Consider the following 22,648-nt stretch of genomic DNA (forward strand, 5'->3'; position numbering starts at 1 on the left):
CCCGCGCACACCCGGCCCCAGAGCCATGGCGTCCCATCACATACGCCTCTGAGCTCGCCGATGTGACGGCGCTGTGACTGGATCTCGTCCACAGCCTGCCGCAGTACGCCCTCCGCTTCCTGCCTGCTTGTGGCCTGGCGCCCGTCGGCCCGAGCCCTGGTCTCGGTGACCAGCTGCCGGGCGACGGCGTTCTGGCAGAGGAAGGCGCCGGAGACCCCAGCGGCCACAACACCCGCGTCGTCACCGCTGCCCTCCCCACACAGTCGAAGGCGGTGAGCCGGAGCACAACGAGTCCGCGTCGAGCACTTCACCGGGGGCCGTCCCCGAACGCAGAGACCCCCGCCGGAACAAACCGACGGGAGTGCCTCCCCTCTCACGCGCTATCACACGCGTCTTACCAAAACCTTTGACGCCACTGGACCGGAAGGCCCTGACCTGCTCCTACGCCCGCTGCCTGGACCACCTGGACCGCACAAACCGCTTCCGCCTACCTGCGCCATGTAGTACCGAGGTCAGCACCGCGCTCGCAACACAACGGGACCCAAAGCGGATCGATTCCAAGCAGAGCATGCAGACCCCTGGCAGATGCCCGCACGTTCCAGGCCCCTGGCCGACTGCACCGCTCGCTGAAGCACCAGCGCGTAGTGGGAGCTGTCACCGTGCACGAGCCCGGTGATCCTCACGGGGTCCGGCCGCCGTCAGGCGGGGGCGACGGGGGCGCGCAAGGGTACGGCGAGTGCTTTCAGCGCCTGCTCCAGGCCATGCAGATGAGCCAGAGCCAGTTCGCCGCCGGAAGGATGCGGTGCGGCAACGGGTGCGTCGATCTCGCTTCGTGCTGCTTCGGGCGTGGTCAGTGCCTTCACTGCTGCCTCCACTCGCCAGCAGGCAGCGGCGAGCCGCGCGTCGTGGGAAGCATCCGGATCCGCCGCAACCGAGGCCAGGCCCCGCACCTCCTGCGCGCACTGGTCCAGCAGCTCGATCACCTGACGGGCCCGTGATTTACGGGCTCGCAGCGGGGTGAACGGGTGCACCAGCGGGGCCACCGAGAGCCTCACCCGCCCCAGCAGCAGCTCCAGTTCAGCGACATACCGGGCCGGATCCGCAGTCGGCGAGCCGGCCAGGCGGGCCGCGGCTTCAGACGTGCAGGCGTGGACGCAGTGCAGGGCGCGCTGGATCCATGCGTCGGTGGTGGCGTGCGTGGTCACCGGCAGCACCAACAGCACAGCCAGCGCCGCTCCCAGCGCGCCCACCCCCGTCTCCATCACCCGCAGAGCGAGCAGTCCCGGATTCAGCACTCCCAGCAGGCCGTACAACAGGCCGGCCATCACCGTCACCGCCAGCATCATCCACGTATACGACACCGCGGCCGTATAGAAGATGCCGAACACGCAGACCGCGACGAGCGCCGCGGTCGGAGCGCCGGCTCCGTCCAGCGGAACAGCGATCACCAGGCCGATGGCGATACCGATCACGGTCCCCAGGACCCTGCGGAAACCGCGAACCAGGGTCTCGCCGCGCGAGGTGGTGTTCACGAAAATCCACCACACCGCACCCACAGCCCAGTACCAGCGCTCGTGCGACACCAGCTGCCCCACCAGCAGAGCAAAGGCGCCGCCTGCCATTCCCTGGACCGCCTGGCGCGTGGTCACCCGGGCAAAACCCGTACCGCCCGGCGCCACCACCGCCACAGCGGCCGGTGACAGCCGCCTCTCGTAACACCACAGGCCAAAGCGCACCGTCGAGGACGCCAGCAGGGCAAGGGCCACCGCCCCATAAAGCTCCGGCAACTGACCCGGCACCGCGTGCAGGAACTGGGCCGCGAAGAACATCATGAACGCGAAGGTCCCCAGAGAGTGGCCTCGCGGGCCCCACCGGCGGGCATACATTCCCGCGCCCAGGACAGCCACGAAGGCCCCATCCCGCGCCCACGGGAATTCGTGCAGCACCGCCGCGAGAGCCAGTACCGGGAAACCCGCCACCGGCAACAGGGCCGTCGTGACCGCCTGCCCCCGCACCGACGAATCGGTCACCGTGAACAAAGCCAGAAGCGCGGCAAGCCCGCCGGCGATCGCCGCCGGCAGCGAATGCGTCGCCAGATCCGACACCGTCACCGCCAGAGCGACACCCAGGACACCCCGCGCAGCGCTGCGCAACCGCAGCCGCCCCGGATCCGGCGCGACGAACACCCGCTTCAGCACGACACCTCCCTGACACCCGAAACGATCAACCCACGAAACTGACAGACAGTCAGGAAAGTCAGCAAAGGGTCAGCATCCGTCCACCCACAGACTGCCGAAGAGGCCCACACCCGCACATCAAGCGACGCCAAGAAAACCGTGCCTGATCTGCGAAAACACGCCCCAGGCCCGCCACCCCCGCGACCCGCCCGGTTGACACTACGAAGAACATCATCCAGCTGTACGACGGCGCCGCCGTGTAGAAGATCCCGAAGACGCAGACGGCGACCAGCGCGGCCGTCGGCGCGGGCGCGCCGTGCAGCGGCAGGGCGACGAGCAGACCGGCCGCGATGCCCGCGACCGTGCCGAGCACCCGCCGGAAGCCGCGGACCAGGGTCTCGCCCCGCGACGCTGTGTTCACGAAGATCCACCAGGCCGTGCCGACGGCCCAGTACCAGCGCTCGTCCGACAGGAACTGGCCCGCCGCGACCGCGATGGCACAGGCCGCCGTCGCCTGGAAGGCCTGGCGGGTGGTGGGCCGGGCAAGGCCACGGCCGCTGAGCGGGGCCGGTGCGGCGGGCGGCGGGGTGCGCCGCTCGATGCACCACACGCCGAAGCGGACCAGCGCGGAGGCGGTGATCGCCAGCGCGATCGCCCCGTACAGCTCGGGCAGTTGCGCCGGGACGGCGTGCAGGAACTGGGTCGTGAAGAACATCATGAAGCCGAAGATGCCGAGCGCGTGGCCGCGCGGGCCCCAGCGGCGGGCGTACACCCCGGCGAAGACCACGGCGAGCCAGGCGGTGTCGCGCAGCAGCGGAGTGCCGTGCAGTGCGGTGGCCAGGGCGAGTACGGGGAAGCCCACGGCCGGGAGGAGCGCGGTGGTGAGCGCCTGGGCCCGGACGGTGGCGTCGCCGACGGTGAAGAGGGCGAGGAGCGCGGCGAGGCCCGCGGTGATGGAGGCGGGCAGGGACATGCCGCAGAGCTCGGCGGCGGTGACCGCCAGACTGATCCCCAGGACGGCGCGTACGGAGACCCTCAGTCGCAACAGCTCCGGATCCGGAGCCACAAACATCCTCTTCACGGCGGTCGCCGCGCCCCCCTTCGCTGGAGCAGACACCCTCTTCGGCTTGCCGTGCGCGGGTGCGCAGCGGCCGCACGACGGCTTCGGACATGGCAAAGGCGCCGCGGTCCGGGACCGGCGTCGTCGCCGCCCGGCGCTGCGCAGCGCCATCTACTTGCTACGTACAGAGGAAAGCATCCGCAGTGACACTGGCTCAACTGCTCTCGTTTCGACTGGACCATTGGTACAGTTGAAACGCGTACGACAGGACCAGGAAGGGACCGACGGACCATGGCGGTGGACGCGCTCGACACCCGGATCCTGCGGCTCCTCATCGAGCGGCCGCGCACCAGCGTGCGGGAGTACGCACGACTGCTCGGCGTCGCGCGCGGCACGCTGCAGGCGCGGCTCGACCGCCTGGAGCGGGACGGGGTGATCACCGGGACGGGCCCGTTCCTCTCCCCCGCGGCCCTCGGCCACCCCGTCCTCGCGTTCGTCCACGTCGAGGTCACCCAGGGCCATCTCGACGAGGTGGGCGACGCGCTCGCGGCCGTTCCGGAGATCGTCGAGGCGTTCTCGATCACCGGCGGCGGCGATCTGCTGACCCGCGTCGTGGCCCGGGACGCCGGTCATCTCGAAGACGTCATCCAGCGCCTGATCCAGCTCCCGGGCGTGGTGCGCACCCGCACCGAGGTGGCCCTGCGCGAGCGGGTGCCGCACCGGCTGCTGCCGCTGGTGGAGGCGGTGGGGCGGGCTGCCGGAGCGCAGAAGGAGCAGGAGAGCGGCACCGGCGCGCATTCCCGCTGACCCATCGGATTTCCCATACCTGCCATGCGGTTCTCCATTGGCCGCCCAACGAAGACGGGTCTACGTTCGAGGACATCGGCGCGCGGGCCCACCGGGCCCGCGGCGCCGCAGCCCGCACCTTCCCCGGGCCGCCCCGGCATCCCGGCCCGGCCCGACTCCCCTCGGAGACATGTGACATGGCAAAGATCCTTTTCGTGATGACCGGCGCCGACCAGTGGACGCTCGCCGACGGCAGCAAGCACCCGACCGGCTTCTGGGCGGAGGAGGCCGTCGCCCCGTACGAGGCGTTCACCGGCGCGGGCCACGAGATCGTGGTCGCCACGCCCGGCGGGGTCGTCCCGCCCGTCGACAAGGGCAGCCTCGCCGCCGAGGTCAACGGCGGCCAGGAGAACGCCGACCGCATCGCCAAGACGCTGGACTCGATGGACGAGCTCCGGCGCCCGGTGAAGCTGGCGGAGGTCGACCTCGACGCGTACGACGCGGTGTTCTACCCCGGCGGCCACGGCCCGATGGAGGACCTGGCGGTCAACGCCGACTCCGGCAGGCTGCTGACCGACGCGCTCGCCTCGGGCAAGCCGCTCGGCGTGGTGTGCCACGCCCCGGCCGCACTGCTCGCCGCGACCGGCCAGGACGGCTCCAACGCGTTCGCGGGCTACCGGCTGACCGGCTTCAGCAACGCCGAGGAGACCCAGGCGGGCCTCGCGGACAAGGCGAAGTGGCTGCTCCAGGACCGTCTGGTGGAGTTCGGCGCCGACTTCCAGGAGGGCGAGCCGTGGGCCCCGCACGTGGTCACCGACCGCAATCTGGTTACCGGGCAGAACCCGGCTTCCGCCGGTCCGCTGGCCGCCGAGCTCCTGAAGCGGCTGGCCGCCTGACGCCTGGGGGACCTCGCTGCTTCCGGCCCCCGAGTTGCGTCCCGCCCGGGAGCCGGAAGTCTTGAGGACGACACCCGTACGGAAGACGCCCGTACGGAATCGGAGCACAGCCATCCGGCTCAGCCAGCTCAGCAAGGGGGCAGACCCATGCAGGACCTCGCAGCGCTCGCGGAGGAGCACCTGGCCAAGGCACGCCTCGCCTCACACGGCCGCAGCGCCCATCTCATCGTGCACGACGGCGCGCTGCGGCAGAGCGTGATCGCGCTGACCTCGGACTCCGAGCTCGACGAGCACAACGCGCCGCTCTCGGCCACTCTTCAGGTGCTGCGCGGCCATGTACGGCTGACGTCCAACAGCGGCAACAAGGAGCTCCGCGCGGGCGAGCTCTGCGAGATCCCCAAGGAGCGCCACGGCCTGCTGGCCCTGGAGGACTCGGCGGTGCTCCTGACGGCCGTCACCGTGGTGGCGTAGCGGCGGGTTCCGTGGCGGTCGCGGAGGCGCCGTTCCCCGGCGCCCGCCCGGCTCCCCCGCCCGCCCTGGTCACCAGGAAACCGGCCAGCGTCAGCAGCCACGCCGCCACCGCGACCCACAAAAGCACCACGCCCAGCGTGTGCAGCCCCTTGACGTGCGCGGCCGCGGCGGTGGACAGCGCGGCCACGGCCGTCATCCCCAGCGGGAAGACGGTCGCCCAGCGCCGTACGTCGTAGTGCGGCCGGGGTCTGACCACCTCCGCCGTCAGCAGGACGGCGTACCAGGCGAGACCGAGGCCGAGCAGGACCAGGGTGGCCGTGCGCAGGGCGTGGTGGGCGTCCCCGGTCCACAGCGGCGACGCGGTCAGCTTCGAGCCGGCCAGCGCCGAGATCGCCAGTGCGCCGCCCGCGATCCACTGGTCGCCCGCCCCGGTCCACACCTGCCGGAAGTCGAACCGGACCAGCGCCTCCCCGTAGAGCAGCACCCCGAGGCAGAAGACCACGAGGGCCGCCCGGGCGAGCCAGTCGCCCTCGCCCATGGCGGCGAGCGTGGCCGCCGGCACCGCGAGCCCCTGGGTGGCGACGCACACCAGGAACGCCCCGCCGGGCATCCGCCGCTTCCAGTGGCGTACGACCGAGTACAGCAGTCCGGGCCAGAGCGCGGCGGCCAGCGCGAGCAGGGCGGCGGCCGCCGGCTGCCAGCCGAGCGCCGAGAGCCGGGTGCCCAGCACGGCCGTGGCCGCGACGGCCGTCAGGGCGGGCGGGGTGTCGGCCTCCGCGTGCCAGCGCGGGCGGTCGCGCAGGAACCGGGCCGAGAAGTCGGCGGCGAGCACCACCCACACGGCGCCGGCCAGCGCGAGGGCGGCGCGCGAGAAGGTCTCGTGGCCGACGAGGTGCAGACCGATGGAGACGATGCCGGTCGCCATGACGGCGGAGCCGGCCGCCGGGGGGAGTTCGGCCCACCAGGGGCCGGGAGGACGGGTCACCGTGCCATCGGTACGCGGCGGCCGCCGGGCCCGCCACTCGGATGCGCCAAGAAGACCATCGGGGACACCCGTCCCAGCTTGGTCCAGACCTATTGACGGAAGGTCTGGACCACTTTACGGTGTGGCGCAGCCGGACCCCGTACCGCAACCGGACCCGTACGTCTCCAGGTTCCCCACAGCCCAGGAGGTACCCCCATGCTCGGTCGGATGTTACGTCTCGCGGGAGCGGGCCTGACGCTGGCACTCGCCGCGCAGTTGCCCGCCGCGGCCGCGCCCGCCGCACCCCAGGGCGACACCTGCGCGGTGAAGTCGAAGCCCGCGGGCAAGGTGCTCCAGGGCTACTGGGAGAACTGGGACGGCGCCTCCAACGGCGTCCACCCGCCGTTCGGCTGGACCCCGATCACCGACTCCCGTATCGCCGCGCACGGTTACAACGTCATCAACGCGGCGTTCCCCGTCATCCGCTCCGACGGCACCGCGCTGTGGGAGGACGGGATGGACGCGACCGTGAAGGTCGCCACCCCGGCACAGATGTGCGCGGCCAAGGAGTCCGGGCAGACGATCCTGCTGTCCATCGGCGGGGCGGCGGCCGGGATCGACCTGAGCTCCAGTGCGGTCGCGGACAGGTTCGTCGCGACGGTCGTACCCATCCTCAAGAAGTACAACTTCGACGGAATCGACATCGACATCGAGACCGGTCTGGTGGGCAGCGGAAATATCGGCCAACTCTCCACCTCCCAGGCGAACCTGGTCCGCATCATTGATGGCGTCCTCGCCCAAATGCCCTCGAACTTCGGGCTCACGATGGCGCCGGAGACCGCATACGTCACGGGCGGCAGCGTCGCATACGGGTCGATCTGGGGCGCATATCTGCCCATCGTGAAGAAATACGCGGACAACGGCCGGCTGTGGTGGCTGAACATGCAGTACTACAACGGCAGCATGTACGGCTGCTCCGGCGACTCGTACTCGGCGGGAACCGTCCAGGGCTTCACCGCCCAGACGGACTGCCTCAACAAGGGCCTGGTCGTCCAGGGCACCACCATCCGGGTCCCCTACGACAAGCAGGTCCCGGGCCTGCCCGCGCAGCCGGGCGCCGGGGGCGGCTATATGGCGCCGAGCCTGGTGTCGCAGGCGTGGAACCGCTACGGCGGCGCGCTGAAGGGCCTGATGACCTGGTCGATCAACTGGGACGGGTCCAAGGGCTGGACGTTCGGCAACAACGTGAAGGCGCTGCAAGGACGCTGATTTTGTTACTCCACTGCGGAACCCCATCTTCCGCAAACCTGCACACCGCATGCCCGAACCAGTCACGTCGGGCCCGCCCGGGCCGGCTCCGCCCCCGGCGGGCCGGCGGCTTAAGGGCCGGAGTGTCCCACTTGGGAGAAAGGGCGCCCGGCCGAACGGAATTCATGAAGTGAAACTCGTGAAGAAGCTGCCACCGATTCCTCAACGGACCTGCACGGGGCGGTAATCCAGACCGGGAGAAGGCCTGATCAGGCGCGGTGGGATTGGCTGGGCGCCAGGTCGGCGTGCTTTGATCCTGGCCCATGCGGAGCCCCCCTGACGGGCTCTCTCCGCAGGGATTCCCCCCACACCATTCCCCCCAATACGAAGGGCAGTTTCCCCATGAACATCACCCCCCAGGTCGAGACCCGCGAGATCTCCGACGCCGACCTCGACAACGTGTCCGGCGGCCTCGTCGGCACCGCGCTCGGCAACGTGACCGGCACCGCCGACTCGCTCCTCCCGGTCTCGGGCATCGTGGGCTCGGTCACGGGTCTGGTCGAGTCGACCACCGGCGTGAACACCGGCGCCGTCACCGGTCTGGCCTCCGGCCTCGTCGCCGGTCTCTGAGACTGCGCGCGAGCCCCGGAACCCGCTCGGTTCCGGGGCTCCCCGCATTCGTTCCCAGGTAAGGGCAGAGTCCCGTGCAATTTCGTCAACAGGCCCTTTCCAAGCTCCAGTCACCGGAGGAACTCGACCTGCCGGTGCGTTTCGCGCGCCCGCAGGGGCGGCTCGTCCTCGCCGTCACCGTGGCCGTCATGGCCGCCGCCTGCTTCTGGGCGGTGACCGGATCGGTCTCCTCCACCCTGAGCGCGCCCGGCATCCTCACCCACGCCCAGGGCAGCTACGTCCTGCAGAGCCCCGTGGCCGGACAGGTCACCGGTGTGCTCGCGAAGGAGGGCGAGGCCCTCGCCGCCGGAGCGCCGCTGCTCAAGGTCCGCACCGAGCAAGGCGACCGGGTCGTCCGCGCCATCGCGGCGGGCCGGCTGACCACGCTCCGGGCCGCCATCGGCGCGGTCGTCGCCACCGGGGCCGACGTGGCGAGCGTCGAGCGGACCGGCGGCGCCGACGACCCGCTGATGGCGATGCTGTACGTACCGGGTGGCGGCGGCGCCTCCGTCCCGGTGGGCGCGCCCGTCGACCTCACCGTCCAGTCCGTGCCCAGCGGACAGTACGGGGTGCTGCGGGGCAGGGTGGCGGCCGTCGGCCGCGGCGCCCAGACCCGCGAGCGGATCGCCGCCTTCCTCGGCGACGCCCAGCTCGGCGAGCAGTTCTCGCGGCAGGGCAGGCCGGTCGCGGTCCTGGTGGAGCTGGACCGCTCGGCCGCCACGAAGTCCGGCTACCGCTGGTCCTCGGCCCAGGGCCCGCCGTACGCGGTCGACTCCATGACCCCGGCCACCGGCTCCGTCCACCTGGCCGACCAGCGTCCCCTCGATTGGCTCCTCCCGTGACCGCACCACCCGCCTCCTCCGCGCCCCCGCAGCTCCCGCCCCCCGGCCGCGGCCGCCACCGCCCCGAGAGCGCACCGGCGGGCAGGCGCCGTGCCCGGCAGGCGCCGAAGGCGAAGCGGGCGAGGACCGTGCGCAGCCCCACCGTCCTCCAGATGGAGGCCCTGGAGTGCGGCGCCGCCTCGCTGGCGATGGTGCTCGCGCACCACGGCCGCCATGTGCCGCTGGAGGAGCTGCGCATCGCGTGCGGCGTCTCGCGCGACGGCTCGCGGGCCAGCAACGTACTGAAGGCCGCCCGCAGTTACGGGCTCACGGCCAAGGGCATGCAGATGGAGCCCGCCGCGCTGGCGGAGGTGCGCGCGCCCGCCATCCTGTTCTGGGAGTTCAACCACTACGTCGTCTACGACGGCATCGGCCGCCGCTTCGGGCGGCGGGGCGTGTACATCAACGACCCCGACAAGGGCCGCAGGTTCGTGCCCGCCGAGGACTTCGACACCAGCTTCACCGGTGTCGTCCTGGTCCTCGAACCAGGTGACGGATTCCGGCGCGGCGGCCGCCGGCCCGGGGTGCTCGGCGCGCTGCCCGCGCGGCTGCGGGGCACCACCGGCACGATGCTGGTCGCGCTCCTCGCCAGCCTGCTGCTCGTGGCGGTCGGAGCGACGCTGCCCGCGCTGAGCCGCACCTACATCGACACCTTTCTGATCGGTGATCAGACCTCCCTGCTGGGCGTGCTGTTCACGGCCATGGGCACCATGGTGGCGCTCACCGCCGCGCTGACCTGGCTCCAGCAGGCCAACCTGCTGCGCGGGCGCATGATCTCGTCGACGCTCGGCGGCGCCCGCTTCTTCCGGCACCTGCTCCGGCTGCCGGTGACGTTCTTCGCCCAGCGCAGCCCCGCCGACCTCGTCCAGCGGCTCCAGTCCAACGACGCGGTGGCCGAGACCCTGGCCCGCGACCTCACCGCGGCGGGCGTCGACGGCGTCGTGGTGCTGCTCTACGCCTTCCTGCTGTGGACCTACGACCCGCAGCTCACCGTCATCGGGGTGGGTATCGCGCTGCTCAACGTGGTCGCGATGCGTGTGGTGGTGCGCCTGCGGGCCACCCGTACCCAGAAGCTGCGGGCCGACAGTGCCCGGCTGACCAACACCTCGTACACCGGCCTCCAGTTGATCGAGACGATGAAGGCGACCGGTGGCGAGGACGGCTACTTCCGCCGCTGGGCGGGGCAGCACGCCACCACCCTGGAGGAGCAGCAGCGCCTCGGGGTGCCGAGCGCGTGGCTGGGCGTCGTCGCCCCGCTGCTCGCCACGCTCAACAGCGCGCTGATCCTGTGGATCGGCGGGCTGCGGGCGGTCGAGGGGCACCTCTCGATCGGGCTGCTCGTGGCGTTCCAGGCGCTGGTGACCCGCTTCACCGCGCCGGTCACCCGGCTGAACTCGGTGGCGGGCCGGATCCAGGACTTCGCGGCGGATGTGGCCCGCCTCAAGGACGTGGAGAACTTCCCGGTGGACGCGCTGTACACACGCGACGGGCCGGAGCACAGCACCCGCAGGCTCAAGGGCCATGTGACGCTCGACGACATCACCTTCGGCTACAGCCCGCTGGACGCGCCGCTGCTCACCGGCTTCTCGCTGTCCGTGGGGCCGGGGCAGCAGGTGGCGCTCGTCGGCGGCTCCGGCAGCGGCAAGTCGACGGTGTCCCGGCTCATTTCGGGCCTCTACACGCCGTGGGAGGGCACGATCCGCATCGACGGGCAGCGCCTGGAGGACATCTCCCGCAGCGCGCTCGCCGCCTCGGTCTCCTTCGTCGACCAGGACGTCTTCCTCTTCGAGGGCACCGTGCGGGACAACGTGGCGCTGTGGGACCCGTCGGTTCCGGACGACGCGGTCGTCGCCGCTCTTCAGGACGCGGCCCTGTACGAGGTCGTCGCCCGCCGCCCGGGAGGCATCCACGGCCGGGTCGAGCAGGACGGCCGCAACTTCTCCGGCGGGCAGCGCCAGCGCCTGGAGATCGCCCGCGCCCTGGTACGCCGCCCCAGCATCCTGGTCCTCGACGAGGTCACCAGCGCCCTGGACGCGGAGACCGAGCAGGTCATCATCGACAATCTGCGCCGGCGCGGCTGCGCCTGCGTCGTGATCGCCCACCGGCTGAGCACGGTCCGCGACAGCGACGAGATCGTGGTCCTGGACCACGGCGCCGTCGTGGAGCGCGGCCGGCACGAGGAACTCCTCGCGGCGGGCGGGGCGTACGCCGAGCTGGTCAAGGAGCACTGAGGTGACGTCCGCACACGGTCTCGCCGACCCGGGCGCGCTCGGGCACGACCCGGTCCTGGCCGCTCTCGGCAGCCTCGGCCAGGAGGTCGACTGCACCGGTCTGCGCGGCTTCTCCCTGGAGGGGCCGCAGGTGCTGTGGCTCGTCGTGGGCGGCGCCCTCGACCTGTTCGCGGTGGACGCGGCGGCGCAGGGCCACTGGCACTTCCTCGGCCGCCTCGAACCCGGCACACTGCTGCTCGGCCCGGTGGAGGGACCCCAGCACACCCTCATCGGCAGGCCCCTGCGCGAGTGCGTACTGCGCCGGATCCCGCTGCGGGAGCTGTACCGGTCCTCGTACGCCGAATCGGTGGCGTACGAGGGCGGCTACGGCAGCCACTACGACACCGGGGACGCGGCCCTCAGCCTGCTCGAACACGCCTTTTCCCTCGGTGTCGGACGCGGCCAGCGCGTGCTGTTCGAGGCGCCGCTGGACGGCCGTACGACGTTCGACGAGCCGGTGGCCGACGACGACGTCCTGTGGCTGCCGGTCTCCCCCGGCAGCGTCCAGTACGGCGCCGCGTTCAGCGCCGAGGCGGCCGGGGACCTGCTGGTCGACGGGGAACTGTGGCAGGGCATGGTCAACCGGCAGCACCGGCTGCTGACCACGCTCGACCGCTGGATCGAGCGCATGGAGCGCGCCCACGAGGACCGCACGGCGGCCGGCATCAAGGCGGGCGAGGCCGTCCGCGACGAAGCCGACCGGGCCCTGCTGACCTCCATCGGCCGCCCCGGCAGAACGCCTTCGCGCACGGCCGGGGCGAGCGACGACGCCACGTACGCGGTGTGCGCCCTGGTCGCGCGCGCGGCCGGGATCACACTCACGGAGCCGTCCAGGAGCGGCGCGGTGAGCGAGCGGATCGACCCCGTCGAGCAGGTGGCGGTCGCCTCCCGGATCCGGACCCGCCCGGTGCGGCTCGACGGAAGCTGGTGGAGCGAGAACGCCGGTCCCCTGGTGGGCCACCGGGCGGCGAGCGGAGCGCCGGTCGCCCTGCTGTGGCGGCGCGGCGGGTACGAGGCGGTGAACCCGGCGACCGGTCGGCGCACCCGGGTCGGCGCGGCCAACGCCGAGGAGTTCGAGCAGCGGGCCGCCATGTTCTACCGGCCGCTGCCCGAGACGCCGCTGAGCAAGTGGGGGCTGCTGCGGTTCGGACTCCGCGGCACCCGTCCCGATCTGCGCAACCTGGTCCTCGCCGGGCTGGTGACGGTCGGGCTCGGCGCGCTGGTGCCGCTCGCCACCGGCCAGGTGCTAGGGGTGTACGTGCCCCGGGCCGAGACCAGCCTCATCGGCCAGGTCTCGCTGGCGATCATCGTCAGCGGCGTCGTCGCGGCGGCCTTCTCACTGCTGCAGAACCTGACCCTGCTGCGGATGGAGGGGCGTATCGAGAGCACGCTCCAACCGGCCGTGTGGGACCGGCTGTTGAGGCTGCCGACGAAGTTCTTCACCGAGCGCTCCACCGGTGAACTGGCGAGCGCGGCGATGGGGGTGAGCGCCATTCGCCGGGTGCTGTCCGGGCTGACGCCGGTCGTGGTCCAGGCGGGCACGGTCGGTGCGATGAACCTCGTACTGCTGCTCTGCTTCAGCGTGCCGCTCGCCCTGACCGCGCTCGGGATGCTCGCGGTGATCGCGGCGGTGTTCCTCGCCCTGGGCATCTGGGAGCTGCGCTGGCAGCGCCGCCTGGTCGAGCTCGGCAACAAGCTCAACAACCAGGCGTTCCAGACCCTGCGCGGGCTGCCCAAGCTGCGGGTCGCCGCGGCGGAGAGCTTCGCGTACGGGGCGTGGGCGCGGGAGTTCGCCCGCAGCCGGGAGCTCCAGCAGCGGGCGGACCGGATCAAGAACGTGACGACGGTGCTCAACGCCGTCTATCTGCCGCTGTGTTCGCTGGTGATGTTCGTCCTGCTCGCGGGCCCGGCGCGCGGGTCGCTGTCGGCCGGTGCCTTCCTGACCTTCAACACCTCGGTGACCATGCTGCTGACCTCGGTCACCCAGCTCACCGGGGCGTTCCTGTCGGCGGCCGCCGCGCTGCCGATGTTCGAACAGATCAAGCCGGTGCTCGACGAGGCGCCCGAGGTGCGCGGCACCGGCACCCAGCCCGGCGCGCTGTCCGGCGAGATCGAGGCCCGGGGCCTCTCCTTCCGCTACACCGACGACGGCCCGCTGGTCCTGGACGAGGTGTCCCTGAAGGTGCGGCCCGGCGAGTTCGTGGCGATCGTCGGCCCCAGCGGCTGCGGCAAGTCCACCCTGCTGAGGCTGCTGATCGGCTTCGACCGGCCGGTGGCGGGCAGTGTCCTGTACGACGGGCAGGACCTGTCGGCGCTCGACCGGGCGGCCGTGCGCCGCCAGTGCGGCGTGGTCCTCCAGCACGCCCAGCCGCTCAGCGGGTCGATCCTGGAGTGCGTCTGCGGTGCGGAGGCGTTCACCCAGGAAGAGGTGTGGGAGGCGGCCGCGATGGCGGGGCTCGCCGAGGACATCAAGCGCATGCCGATGGGCCTGCACACCATGATCGCCAATGGCGGTGCGGTCTCCGGCGGTCAGCGCCAGCGGCTGATGATCGCCCAGGCCCTGGTCCGGCGCCCCCGCATCCTCTTCTTCGACGAAGCGACCAGCGCGCTCGACAACGAGACCCAGCGCGTCGTCATCGAGAGCACCCGTGCCCTGGACGCCACCCGCGTCGTGATCGCCCACCGGCTCTCCACGGTGCTTGACGCCGACCGCGTGATCGTGATGTCGGAGGGCCGCGTCGTACAGCAGGGGCCGCCCGCCGAGCTCCTGGCGGACACGGGCGGGCGGCTCCACGAGCTGGTGCGGCGGCAGTTGAGGTAGCGGCCGTCGTCCGGTGCCGACGCGTCAGAAGCTGACCTGCGCCCGCACGTCGGCGCGGCCGACGGACTCCAGCTCGTACATCGTGCAGTACAGCCGGCGGATGTACTCGATGTCGCCGTCGCGGGCGCGGGCCTCCTTGACGGGATACAGCACCGTCAGCTCGTACGAGCGCTCGCGGTTGATGTCGCCGTCCTTGTCGCGCCACTGGCCGCGCCCCTCCTGGAGGGTGAGGCCGGACGGGAAGCGCGGGGTGACCACGTCGGCGACGAACTTCATGAACTCCTCCTCGGTGATGGGCGGTTTGCCCTGGTGGCGGCCCGTGCCGAAGTAGAGGTGCGTGGAGACGTACGGGCTGCCGCGGCCTTCGGTGGCCTGCGCGGTCGCGGCTGCGGGAGCGGCCGTCCCGTAGGCGACCTCGGAGACCGGTCCCCCGGTGACGAAGAGGAGCGCGATCGCCACGAGGGCGGCGGCCGCGGGCGTCGAAATCCGAATGTGCAGCATGCGGGTCCTGTCTGTCGACGGGCGGTGGGGGTGGTGCTCGGAACGGGTGGTTCACGGAACACGTGGTGCTCGGGACGGGCGGCTCTCAGGCCGGGTGGTTCCGAGGGATCAGGGAGCCCGGGCCGCCGGTCCTGACGGGCAGCGACTCCAGCAGGAAGGCGGCCGCGTCCCGCAGGTTCGGCGGGGCCCCGGGGCTCGCGAGCAGCCGGACCGCCGTGGCGCCGAGCGTCTCGGTGGTGCGTACGGAGCCGATCCCGGCGGCCCGGGGCGCGACGTCCGCGATCAACTCCTCCGCCTCGCCCCAGGCCCGCGCCCGTACCAGCGCGGACAGGAGCTCCGCGGTGAACAGGTGGCGGTAGGACGGGCCGGGTGCGGTGGCCGCCTCGTACAGCAGGGGGACGGCCCGGCCCCAGGCGCGCAGCCGGGACAGCACCCAGCCCTCGTGGCCGAGGAGTTCGGTCCGGTCGATCCACCAGGCCCACGGCGGGTCGTTCGGCGACGCGCCGTCGAGGAACCGGCTGCGGGCGCGGGAGATCAGGGCCACGGCTTCCCGGCGCCCGCCCAGCATGGCGGTCGCGTGCGCCCGGCGGACCAGGACGAGGCTGCCCACCAGGGCGGGCAGGGGGCGCGCCCCGGCCACCCGGGCAGCCGTCTCCAGAGCGGCTCTGGGGCGGCCGGTGTGGGCCTCCAGCATGCTGTGGTTGAGCAGCGTCAGGCGGGCGATGCCGCGGTCGCCGCAGAGCTCCGCGAGGGCGAGGGCCCGTGCGTTCATCCGGCGCGCCCGGTGGTAGTGGCCCGCGTCGAAGAGGATCCAGCCGATCACCTCGCTCAACTCGGCGAGGGCGGCGAGCAGATCGCGGTCGCTGTGGCGCAGCCGCGCGGGGTCGGCCGACAGCTGCGGGATGCGGCGCAGGGCCTCGCGCACGGCGGGCACCGCGGCCGTGGCGCCGCACGAGGCGTCGAGGGCGACCAGGCGCTCGATCGCACCCAGGGCCGCGGGGATCAGGGCGGCGGGGTCCTCGGCGCACGCCTCCCCACGGGCCGACGGGGCCCGGGACGGCCGCCCGGTCATGAGGTGACCTTGGCCTCGGAGCGCCGGGGCCGGCCCTGGGCGAGGGCGGTGAACGAGGAGGCCACCTCGGTCAGCCACTCCACCTCGTCGCGGAAGTCCTCGTACGGCGGCCGTGCGGGGATGTCGGACGCGTCGGCCCGCTCGGCCCGCTCCTCTGGCGGGCGGCTCAGCACGGCCCGCACCTGGAGCGCCTCGCCCAGCGGGGAGGTGGGGTCCTCGGGCAGATCGAGGGAGCGGGCCTCGCGCGCGAAGTCCGCGAGGGAGAGCGAGGTGCGCAGGATCAGCTGGCCGTCGCGGATCTCGATGACCCGCCGGTAGAGGCTGTAGTGCGGATCGCGGGGCGGGATGAGGTCGCGCGGCCAGCACCGCGGCGGGTCGAGGGCGATGTCCGGCGACGCCTGGTACAGCGCCCACCACAGCGGCCGCAGTCGCAGATACGAGCGGTAGCTGCGCAGCCAGCCGAGCGCGCGCGTGATGTGGATCCCCCAGGACGGGATGGTCCAGCCGGTGATCTGGAGCAGGGCCCCGATACTGCCGCACGACCACTGCACGGGGTCGAGGGCGGATCCGTCGAAGTGCAGCCTGGTGCCGGCGATCTGGATGCTGCGCGTGACGCAGTAGACCAGGATCAGGCTCGCGCCGAGGGTCACCGTGCGCATGCCGACCTTGAGCCATTGCCGGTTGGCCATCTTGGTGAACCGCAGGGAAAGCCGCACGGTCTCGAATTGACCGATCGCGCAAAGCACCAAATAGAACGACATGTACAGCGCGTATTCGCCGTGCTGAATACTGAGCAGGATCGTCGAGGTGGCCGTTTTGGACTTTGTCACGGGGCCGACGGCGATGGACGCGGCCACGAGTACGCAGAGGGCGGCGCCGAAGAACAGCACCCGGCGCCGGGCCCTGCGCCGGGCCTCTTCGGGCGGACACGACCAGTACACGAGGACGACCTGCTGCGCCGCGGTGAGCACGACCACCGCCACCTGCACGATGAGCGAGGTGACGTTGGGGCGTCCGAAGAGGGCCGAGATGTGCACCCGCAGGGCATCCAGATCGACCAGGAAGCTGATCCCCGAGCAGAGGAAATAGGTGCACAGCGCCCACAGGGCCGGGTCGTGCTTTCTGCGCAGGAGATCCGGCAGCCGGTACGCGAACGCCGCGAGGCCGCCGACGGCGCAGGTCCACGCCAGGAATCCGTAGACAGTGTTCATCTGTTGTCATTCATCCGTTGTCCGGCTTCCCCACACCGTTCTCGATCCGGGCGACGACCTCCGCGGCCCCGTCCGGGACGCCCCAGGCGGGTTCGAGCCACCGCTTGGTGGCCCTGGCCAGGATCAACGAGGCCATCGTCTCGGCCTCCTGCTCCTCGTCGTCGCTGTAGCGCGAGCGCATCAGCATGCGCTGGACGACCCCCGGCTCGACGTCGGTGAACAGCTGCCCCGCGTCACCGCGGTCGAAATTCACGGAGCCGCGGTGCTGGAAGGCGATATGCGCCAGCTCATGGGCGATGATGTGTTCTTTGTGTGACTGCGATGCGGCCTTCTCGTAAGCAATGACGTCGAAGTCGTCCATTTTCAGCCAAAGACCGAAGAGATGGCGCTCGGGGAACGGCATCGGAATCAGATGGATCGGCCGCCGGTTCTGCACGCTGAGAAAGCGGTGCAGTTCCTCGATGCCGCAGCCGTGCTCCATGCCCCACTCCGCGAGCATCGCCTCACAGGTATGGCGGACCTTTTTCAGACGGCGCCTGCGCCGACGGTCCTCCGGTGACGGTAACGCTGAGTCAGGCAACACGGAATTGACCTCACTGATTCAACGAGCCCGTGATTCAGGGCCCCTGATCCCCGCGGACAATGCGGCCATGATGCCATACGCTCAACTCGCGAAAGATTGACGTGAGTTCCATTCGGCCGCGTGTGGCAGAACCGTGCCGGTGCCCCTTTCGTCCGGGTCATGGTGAATGGGTGTGTGCGAGCCCGTCAGGGGAACTCCGGTCCCGCCGCGCCGCGCGGCGACGATCTCCGCGGCGATGGACAGGGCGGTCTCCTCGGGCGTACGGGCACCGAGATCGAGGCCGATCGGTGAGCGCAGCCGGGCCAGTTCGCGCTCGGTGAGGCCGATCTCGCGCAGCCTGCGGTCGCGGTCCTCATGGGTGCGGCGCGAGCCCATCGCACCGACGAACGCGACGGGCAGCCGAAGGGCCGTCTCAAGGAGCGGGACGTCGAACTTGGCGTCGTGGGTCAGCACGCACAGCACCGTGCGTCCGTCGGTCTCCGTGCCCCGCAGATACCGGTGCGGCCAGTCGACCACCACCTCGTCGGCCTCCGGGAAGCGCTCCCGGGTGGCGAAGACGGGGCGCGCGTCGCACACCGTCACGCGGTAGCCGAGGAACCTGCCCGTACGCACCAGGGCCGCCGCGAAGTCCACGGCGCCGAAGACGATCATGCGGGGCGGCGGCACGCTCGACTCGACGAACACGGTGAGCCCGCCCGCCCCGCAGCGCTCCCCGGTCTCCGCCAGCTCGAACTCCCCGGTGCGCCCCGCGTCCAGCAGGGCGCGGGCCTCGGCCGCCGCCGCGCGGTCGAGGCCCACAAGGCCGCCGAGGCCGCCTTCGTACGATCCGTCGGGGCGTACGAGCAGGGCCCGGCCAAGGCGTCCGGCCTGGCCCGCGACCACCCGGGCCAGGGCGGCGGCCCCACCCCGGGCGGCGGCCGCCAGCGCCGCCGCGACCACCGCCCGGTCCGGTGCGTCCACGCGCACCGGCGTGACCAGTACGTCGACGACCCCGCCGCAGGTCAGCCCTACCGCGAAGGCGTCCTCGTCGCTGTAGCCGAACCGCTCGCGGACCGCCTCGCCGTCCTGGAGCGCCTGGACGCACAGGTCGTAGACCGCCGCCTCCACACAGCCGCCGGAGACCGAGCCGATGGCGGTGCCGTGGCCGTCCACGGCGAGCGCGGCGCCCGGGCCGCGCGGCGCGCTGCCGCCCACGGCCACCACGGTGGCCACGGCGAAGTCCCGGCCCTCCCGCGCCCACCGGTCCAGCTCCTCGGCGATGTCAAGCACGTCGGCTCCCGTCCGGCCCGGTCCCGGCCAGCAGGACGCGGTCGGGGCGGATCGGGAGATCGCGGTGGCGCACGCCGGTCGCGTGCCAGACGGCGTTGGCGACCGCCGCCGCGGCCCCCACGATCCCGATCTCCCCGATGCCCTTGATCCCGACCGGGTCGTCCGCGTCCGGGTCGTCGACCCAGTGCGCCTCGATGTGCGGCACATCGGCGTGCGCGGCGAAGTGGTAGCCCGCCAGGTCCGGCCCGACGTGGGCGCCCGAGACCCGGTCGCGGACCGCCTCCTCGTGCAGCGCCATGGAGATGCCCCAGGTCATACCGCCGATGAACTGCCCGCGTGCGGTCAGCGGGTTGACGATCCGGCCCGCCGCGAAGACGCCGAGCATGCGCCGGACTCTGACCTCGCCGCTGGTGGTGTCCACGGCGACCTCCGCGAACTGCGCCCCGTACGAGTGCCGCTCCTTCTCGGCCAGTGCGGCGATCGCGGCGGAGGTGTCCGAGCGCGCCGTGACGCCCTCGGGCGGGATGTCGCCGCCCAGGCCGAGCTGTTCGCGCAGCTCGGCCGCCGCGGCCATGATCGCCCAGGCCCAGGAGCGGGTGCCCGTCGAGCCGCCGGCGATCATCGCGGGTCCGAAGTCGCTGTCCCCGATCCGCACCTGGACGCGGCCGGGCTCGACCTCCAGCGCGTCCGCCGCGATCAGGGTCAGCGCGGTGCGCGCGCCCGTCCCGATGTCGGACGCGGTGATCCGTACGGTGAAGGTGCCGTCCGCCTGCGCCGTCACGGCCGCGGTGGAGGGGGCGACGCCCGCGGGGAAGGTGGCCGCCGCCGTGCCGGTCCCCAGCAGCCAGCGCCCTTCGCGGCGCACTCCCGGACGCGGGTCGCGCTCCGCCCAGCCGAACCTGCGGGCGCCCTCCTCGAAGCAGGCGAGCAGATTGCGGCCCGCGAACGGCAGCCCGGAGACGGGCCCGGCGGCAGGTTCGTTGCGGGCCCGGAGCACGATCGGGTCGATGCCGCACCGCTCGGCGAGCTCGTCCAGCGCGGACTCCACGGCGAACGAGCCGGGGGCCTCGCCGGGCGCGCGCATCCAGGTCGGTGTCGGCACGTCGAGCCGGACGAGCCGGTTGGCGGTGCGGTGCGCGTCGGCGTCGTACATCACCCGGCCGAACGCGGCGCTCTGCTCGACGAACTCATGGACGGTCGAGGTGACGTTCTGGGCCTCGTGCCCGAAGGCGCGCAGCCGTCCTTCGGCGTCGGCGCCGAGCCTGACCCGGTGGGCGGTGGGACTGCGGTAGCCGACCAGCGAGAACATCTGACGGCGGGTCAGAACGACGCGGACCGGGCGGTGGAGCACGGTCGCCGCCATCGCGGCGGCCACCTGGTGGGGGCGCACGCCCTTGGAGCCGAAGCCGCCGCCGATGTGCTCGGACAGCACACGCACCGAGGCCGGGTCGAGGGAGAACAGCCTGGCGAGCTCGTCCGCCACCCACTTGCTGCCCTGGTTGGAGTCGAACACCTCCAGTCGGCCGCCGTCCCAGCGGACCGTCGCCGCGTGCGGCTCCATCGGGTTGTGGTGCTCCTCCGGCGTGCTGTACCGCGCGTCCACGACGACGGCGGACGCGGCGAGTTCGCGCTCCAGGTCCCCCTTCTCCGTCTCCATGGACTCGCGCGGCTCCGGGGTGTACGTGCCGGGCCGGTCCGGGGTGAACTCGACGTCGTGCGGCTCCGTTTCGTACCGCACGACCAGCGCCTCGGCGGCCTCCCTGGCCTGTTCGGAGGTCTCGGCGACGACCAGCGCCACCGGCCAGCCCGCGCACGGCACCCGGTCGTTCTGGAAGAGCGCGACGATCGGGTCGGGCCGCCCGAGGAGGCCCTGGTAGTCGGCGTCGACGCGCGGGGCGTTGCCATGGTGCAGCACGGTCAGGACGCCCGGCATGGCGAGGACCGGGGCGCTCTCCACCGAGCGGACGCTGCCGCGCGCGACGGTCGACACCACCAGCCAGCCGTGGGCGAGGTCGGCGAAGGGGATCTCCCCTGCGTAGCGGGCCGCACCGGTGACCTTGTCGCGGCCCTCCACGCGGGTGTGGGCGGTGCCGACGGCTCCGGTGACCCGGGTGGGTCCGGTGGTCGTGGTCATCGGGCGGCCTCCTCGGCGAGTTCGGTGAGCACGGCCACGACGAGGTTGCGCGTCAGCGTCACCTTGTAGCCGTTGTGGGGCAGCGCCTCGGCGGCCGCGAGCTCCGCGTCGGCCGCGGCGGCGAAGGCCTCGGCGCTCGCCGGGCTCCCGGTCAGCGCCCGCTCGGCGGTGCGGGCCCGCCACGGCCGGGACGCGACCGCCCCGAAGGCCAGGCGCACTTCGTGGACGACGCCGTCGCGTACGTCGAGGGCGGCGGCGATCGAGCCGATCGCGAACGCGTACGAGGCGCGCTCGCGCACCTTGCGGTAGCGCGAGCGGGCGGCGACCGGCGCGGGCGGCAGCGTCACCGCGGTGATCAGCGCGCCCGGCGGCAGCGCGGTCTCCCGGTGCGGGGTGTCGCCGACCGGCAGATAGAACGCGTCGAGCGCCAACTCGCCCGGTCCGTCGGCCGTTTCGTACGAGACGACGGCGTCGAAGGCCGCGAGCGCCACCCCCATGTCCGAGGGGTGGACGGCCACGCAGTGCGCGGAGGCGCCCAGGATCGCGTGGTTGTGGTGCACTCCCTCGACGGCGGCGCAGCCGCTGCCGGGGGCGCGCTTGTTGCAGGGGGCGGCGAGGTCGGTGAAGTAGCCGCAGCGGGTGCGCTGGAGGAGGTTGCCGCCGACCGTGGCCATGTTGCGCAGCTGGCCCGACGCACCGGCCAGGACCGCCTGCGCCAACGCCGGGTAGCGGCGGCGCACTTCGGGGTGGGCGGCGAGGTCGCTGTTGGTGACGGTCGCGCCGATGCGCAGCCCGCCGTCCTCGGTCGCCTCGATCCGGTCGAGGGGCAGTTCGGTCACGTCGACGAGGAGCGCGGGCCGCTCCACGCCGGACTTCATCAGGTCGACGAGGTTGGTGCCGCCGCCGAGGAAGCGCGCCTCGGGGTCGGCGCCGAGCAGCGCCACCGCGCCGGGCACGTCGACGGCACGCCGGTAGCCGAACTCCCTCATGCCGCCGCCTCCGTCCCGGCCGAACGGCCCTGGGCCGACTGCGCCTGGGCGGCCTCGGCAGCCCGCGCCACCGCTTCGACGATCGACACATAGGCGCCGCAGCGGCACAGGTTGCCGCTCATCCGCTCGCGGATCTCCTCGGCGGTCAGCTGCGGCACCCCTGCCTCCGGCCGTACGTCGGCGGTCACGGCACTGGGCCAGCCAGCCGCGTGTTCCTCGATCACGGCGAGGGCCGAACAGATCTGCCCCGGTGTGCAGTAGCCGCACTGGTAGCCGTCGAGGTCGAGGAAGGCCTGCTGTACGGCATGGAGTTGTTCGCCGTCCGCCACGCCCTCGATGGTGGTGATCTCGCGCCCCTCGGCGGCCACCGCGAGCTGGAGGCAGGAGACGGCACGGCGCCCGTCGATCAGTACGGTGCACGCCCCGCACTGCCCCTGGTCGCACCCTTTCTTCGTACCGGTCAGATCGAGGCGCTCGCGCAGGGCGTCGAGCAGGGTGGTGCGGTGGTCGACGGGCAGCGTGTGCTTCTCGCCGTTGATGTTCAAGGTGATGGCACTGGAGGTCGAAGGGGTCATGAGCAGCCTTCTCTCGCGTGGGTGGTGCGAAGCGCCGTCCATCGGGACCTGCGGCGTGCGCGGCGTGCGAA

Annotated in this window: 18 protein-coding genes and 1 pseudogene; 8 read left to right on the forward strand and 11 right to left on the reverse strand. The window is 72.3% G+C overall.

Annotated features, from left to right (window positions below; translation table 11 throughout):
* Positions 1-698: 698 nt before the first annotated feature.
* The gene (locus tag OG965_RS08335; protein ID WP_371650726.1) at positions 699-2,198 is read right to left on the reverse strand and encodes an FUSC family protein; all 1,500 of its coding nucleotides are present in this window, start codon (positions 2,196-2,198) and stop codon (positions 699-701) included.
* Between the two features lie 163 nt (positions 2,199-2,361).
* Positions 2,362-3,249, reverse strand: a pseudogene (locus OG965_RS08340) (FUSC family protein); the annotation flags it as partial.
* A 279-nt stretch (positions 3,250-3,528) separates the two neighbouring features.
* On the opposite strand from OG965_RS08340, the gene OG965_RS08345 reads away from it, so the two are divergent.
* From OG965_RS08345 to OG965_RS08355, 3 genes are all read left to right on the forward strand, one after another.
* Positions 3,529-4,044: an Lrp/AsnC family transcriptional regulator gene (locus tag OG965_RS08345; protein WP_371650728.1), complete on the forward strand. Its 516-nt coding sequence runs from the start codon at positions 3,529-3,531 to the stop codon at positions 4,042-4,044.
* Between the two features lie 176 nt (positions 4,045-4,220).
* Positions 4,221-4,919: a type 1 glutamine amidotransferase domain-containing protein gene (locus tag OG965_RS08350; protein WP_371650730.1), complete on the forward strand. Its 699-nt coding sequence runs from the start codon at positions 4,221-4,223 to the stop codon at positions 4,917-4,919.
* Positions 4,920-5,066: 147 nt separating this feature from the next.
* Positions 5,067-5,390, forward strand: coding sequence for a cupin (locus tag OG965_RS08355; protein WP_371650732.1), 324 nt, complete (start codon positions 5,067-5,069; stop codon positions 5,388-5,390).
* On the opposite strand, the gene OG965_RS08360 is transcribed toward OG965_RS08355, so the two are convergent.
* On the reverse strand, positions 5,374-6,375 hold the full coding sequence (locus tag OG965_RS08360; RefSeq protein ID WP_371650734.1) for a tellurite resistance/C4-dicarboxylate transporter family protein: 1,002 nt from the start codon (positions 6,373-6,375) through the stop codon (positions 5,374-5,376). The genes OG965_RS08355 and OG965_RS08360 overlap by 17 nt on opposite strands.
* A 195-nt stretch (positions 6,376-6,570) precedes the next feature.
* Between OG965_RS08360 and OG965_RS08365 the strand changes: the two genes are divergently transcribed.
* The 5 genes from OG965_RS08365 to OG965_RS08385 all read left to right on the forward strand — a co-directional run bounded on the left by OG965_RS08365 (position 6,571) and on the right by OG965_RS08385 (position 14,243).
* On the forward strand, positions 6,571-7,623 hold the full coding sequence (locus OG965_RS08365; protein WP_371650736.1) for a chitinase: 1,053 nt from the start codon (positions 6,571-6,573) through the stop codon (positions 7,621-7,623).
* A 381-nt stretch (positions 7,624-8,004) separates the two neighbouring features.
* Entirely contained in the window at positions 8,005-8,232 is a 228-nt protein-coding gene (locus OG965_RS08370) for a type A2 lantipeptide (protein ID WP_101387136.1), read from the forward strand.
* A 74-nt stretch (positions 8,233-8,306) separates the two neighbouring features.
* Positions 8,307-9,113, forward strand: a complete 807-nt coding sequence (locus OG965_RS08375; protein WP_371650738.1) for a hypothetical protein — start codon at positions 8,307-8,309, stop codon at positions 9,111-9,113.
* Positions 9,110-11,383, forward strand: a complete 2,274-nt coding sequence (locus tag OG965_RS08380; protein ID WP_371650740.1) for an NHLP family bacteriocin export ABC transporter peptidase/permease/ATPase subunit — start codon at positions 9,110-9,112, stop codon at positions 11,381-11,383. Before OG965_RS08375 ends, OG965_RS08380 begins: the two co-directional genes overlap by 4 nt.
* A gap of 1 nt (position 11,384) precedes the next feature.
* On the forward strand, positions 11,385-14,243 hold the full coding sequence (locus OG965_RS08385) for an NHLP bacteriocin export ABC transporter permease/ATPase subunit (protein ID WP_371650742.1): 2,859 nt from the start codon (positions 11,385-11,387) through the stop codon (positions 14,241-14,243).
* 24 nt (positions 14,244-14,267) lie between these two features.
* On the opposite strand, the gene OG965_RS08390 is transcribed toward OG965_RS08385, so the two are convergent.
* From OG965_RS08390 to OG965_RS08425, 8 genes are all read right to left on the reverse strand, one after another.
* Complete coding sequence (locus OG965_RS08390; protein WP_371650744.1) at positions 14,268-14,744, reverse strand: DUF3574 domain-containing protein; 477 nt, start codon at positions 14,742-14,744, stop codon at positions 14,268-14,270.
* Between the two features lie 85 nt (positions 14,745-14,829).
* Positions 14,830-15,816, reverse strand: coding sequence for a DNA-binding protein (locus OG965_RS08395; protein WP_371650746.1), 987 nt, complete (start codon positions 15,814-15,816; stop codon positions 14,830-14,832).
* Positions 15,813-17,027, reverse strand: coding sequence for an MAB_1171c family putative transporter (locus OG965_RS08400; protein WP_371650748.1), 1,215 nt, complete (start codon positions 17,025-17,027; stop codon positions 15,813-15,815). Before OG965_RS08400 ends, OG965_RS08395 begins: the two co-directional genes overlap by 4 nt.
* Positions 17,028-17,037: 10 nt before the next feature.
* Positions 17,038-17,508 carry a hypothetical protein gene (locus OG965_RS08405; protein ID WP_371650750.1) on the reverse strand — a complete coding sequence of 157 codons (471 nt, stop codon included), beginning with the start codon at positions 17,506-17,508 and terminating at the stop codon, positions 17,038-17,040.
* Positions 17,509-17,691: 183 nt separating this feature from the next.
* Positions 17,692-18,879, reverse strand: coding sequence for an XdhC family protein (locus tag OG965_RS08410; RefSeq protein WP_371650752.1), 1,188 nt, complete (start codon positions 18,877-18,879; stop codon positions 17,692-17,694).
* A complete protein-coding gene (locus OG965_RS08415; RefSeq protein ID WP_371650754.1) occupies positions 18,872-21,013 on the reverse strand; it encodes a xanthine dehydrogenase family protein molybdopterin-binding subunit in 2,142 nt (713 codons plus the stop codon). Before OG965_RS08415 ends, OG965_RS08410 begins: the two co-directional genes overlap by 8 nt.
* Entirely contained in the window at positions 21,010-22,002 is a 993-nt protein-coding gene (locus OG965_RS08420; RefSeq protein WP_371650756.1) for a xanthine dehydrogenase family protein subunit M, read from the reverse strand. The genes OG965_RS08415 and OG965_RS08420 overlap by 4 nt, the downstream gene beginning before the upstream one ends.
* Positions 21,999-22,577: a (2Fe-2S)-binding protein gene (locus OG965_RS08425; protein WP_371650758.1), complete on the reverse strand. Its 579-nt coding sequence runs from the start codon at positions 22,575-22,577 to the stop codon at positions 21,999-22,001. The genes OG965_RS08420 and OG965_RS08425 overlap by 4 nt, the downstream gene beginning before the upstream one ends.
* Between the last annotated feature and the right edge of the window lie 71 nt (positions 22,578-22,648).

It is taken from the genome of Streptomyces sp. NBC_00224 (genome assembly GCF_041435195.1).
In the GTDB taxonomy this organism is placed as follows: domain Bacteria; phylum Actinomycetota; class Actinomycetes; order Streptomycetales; family Streptomycetaceae; genus Streptomyces.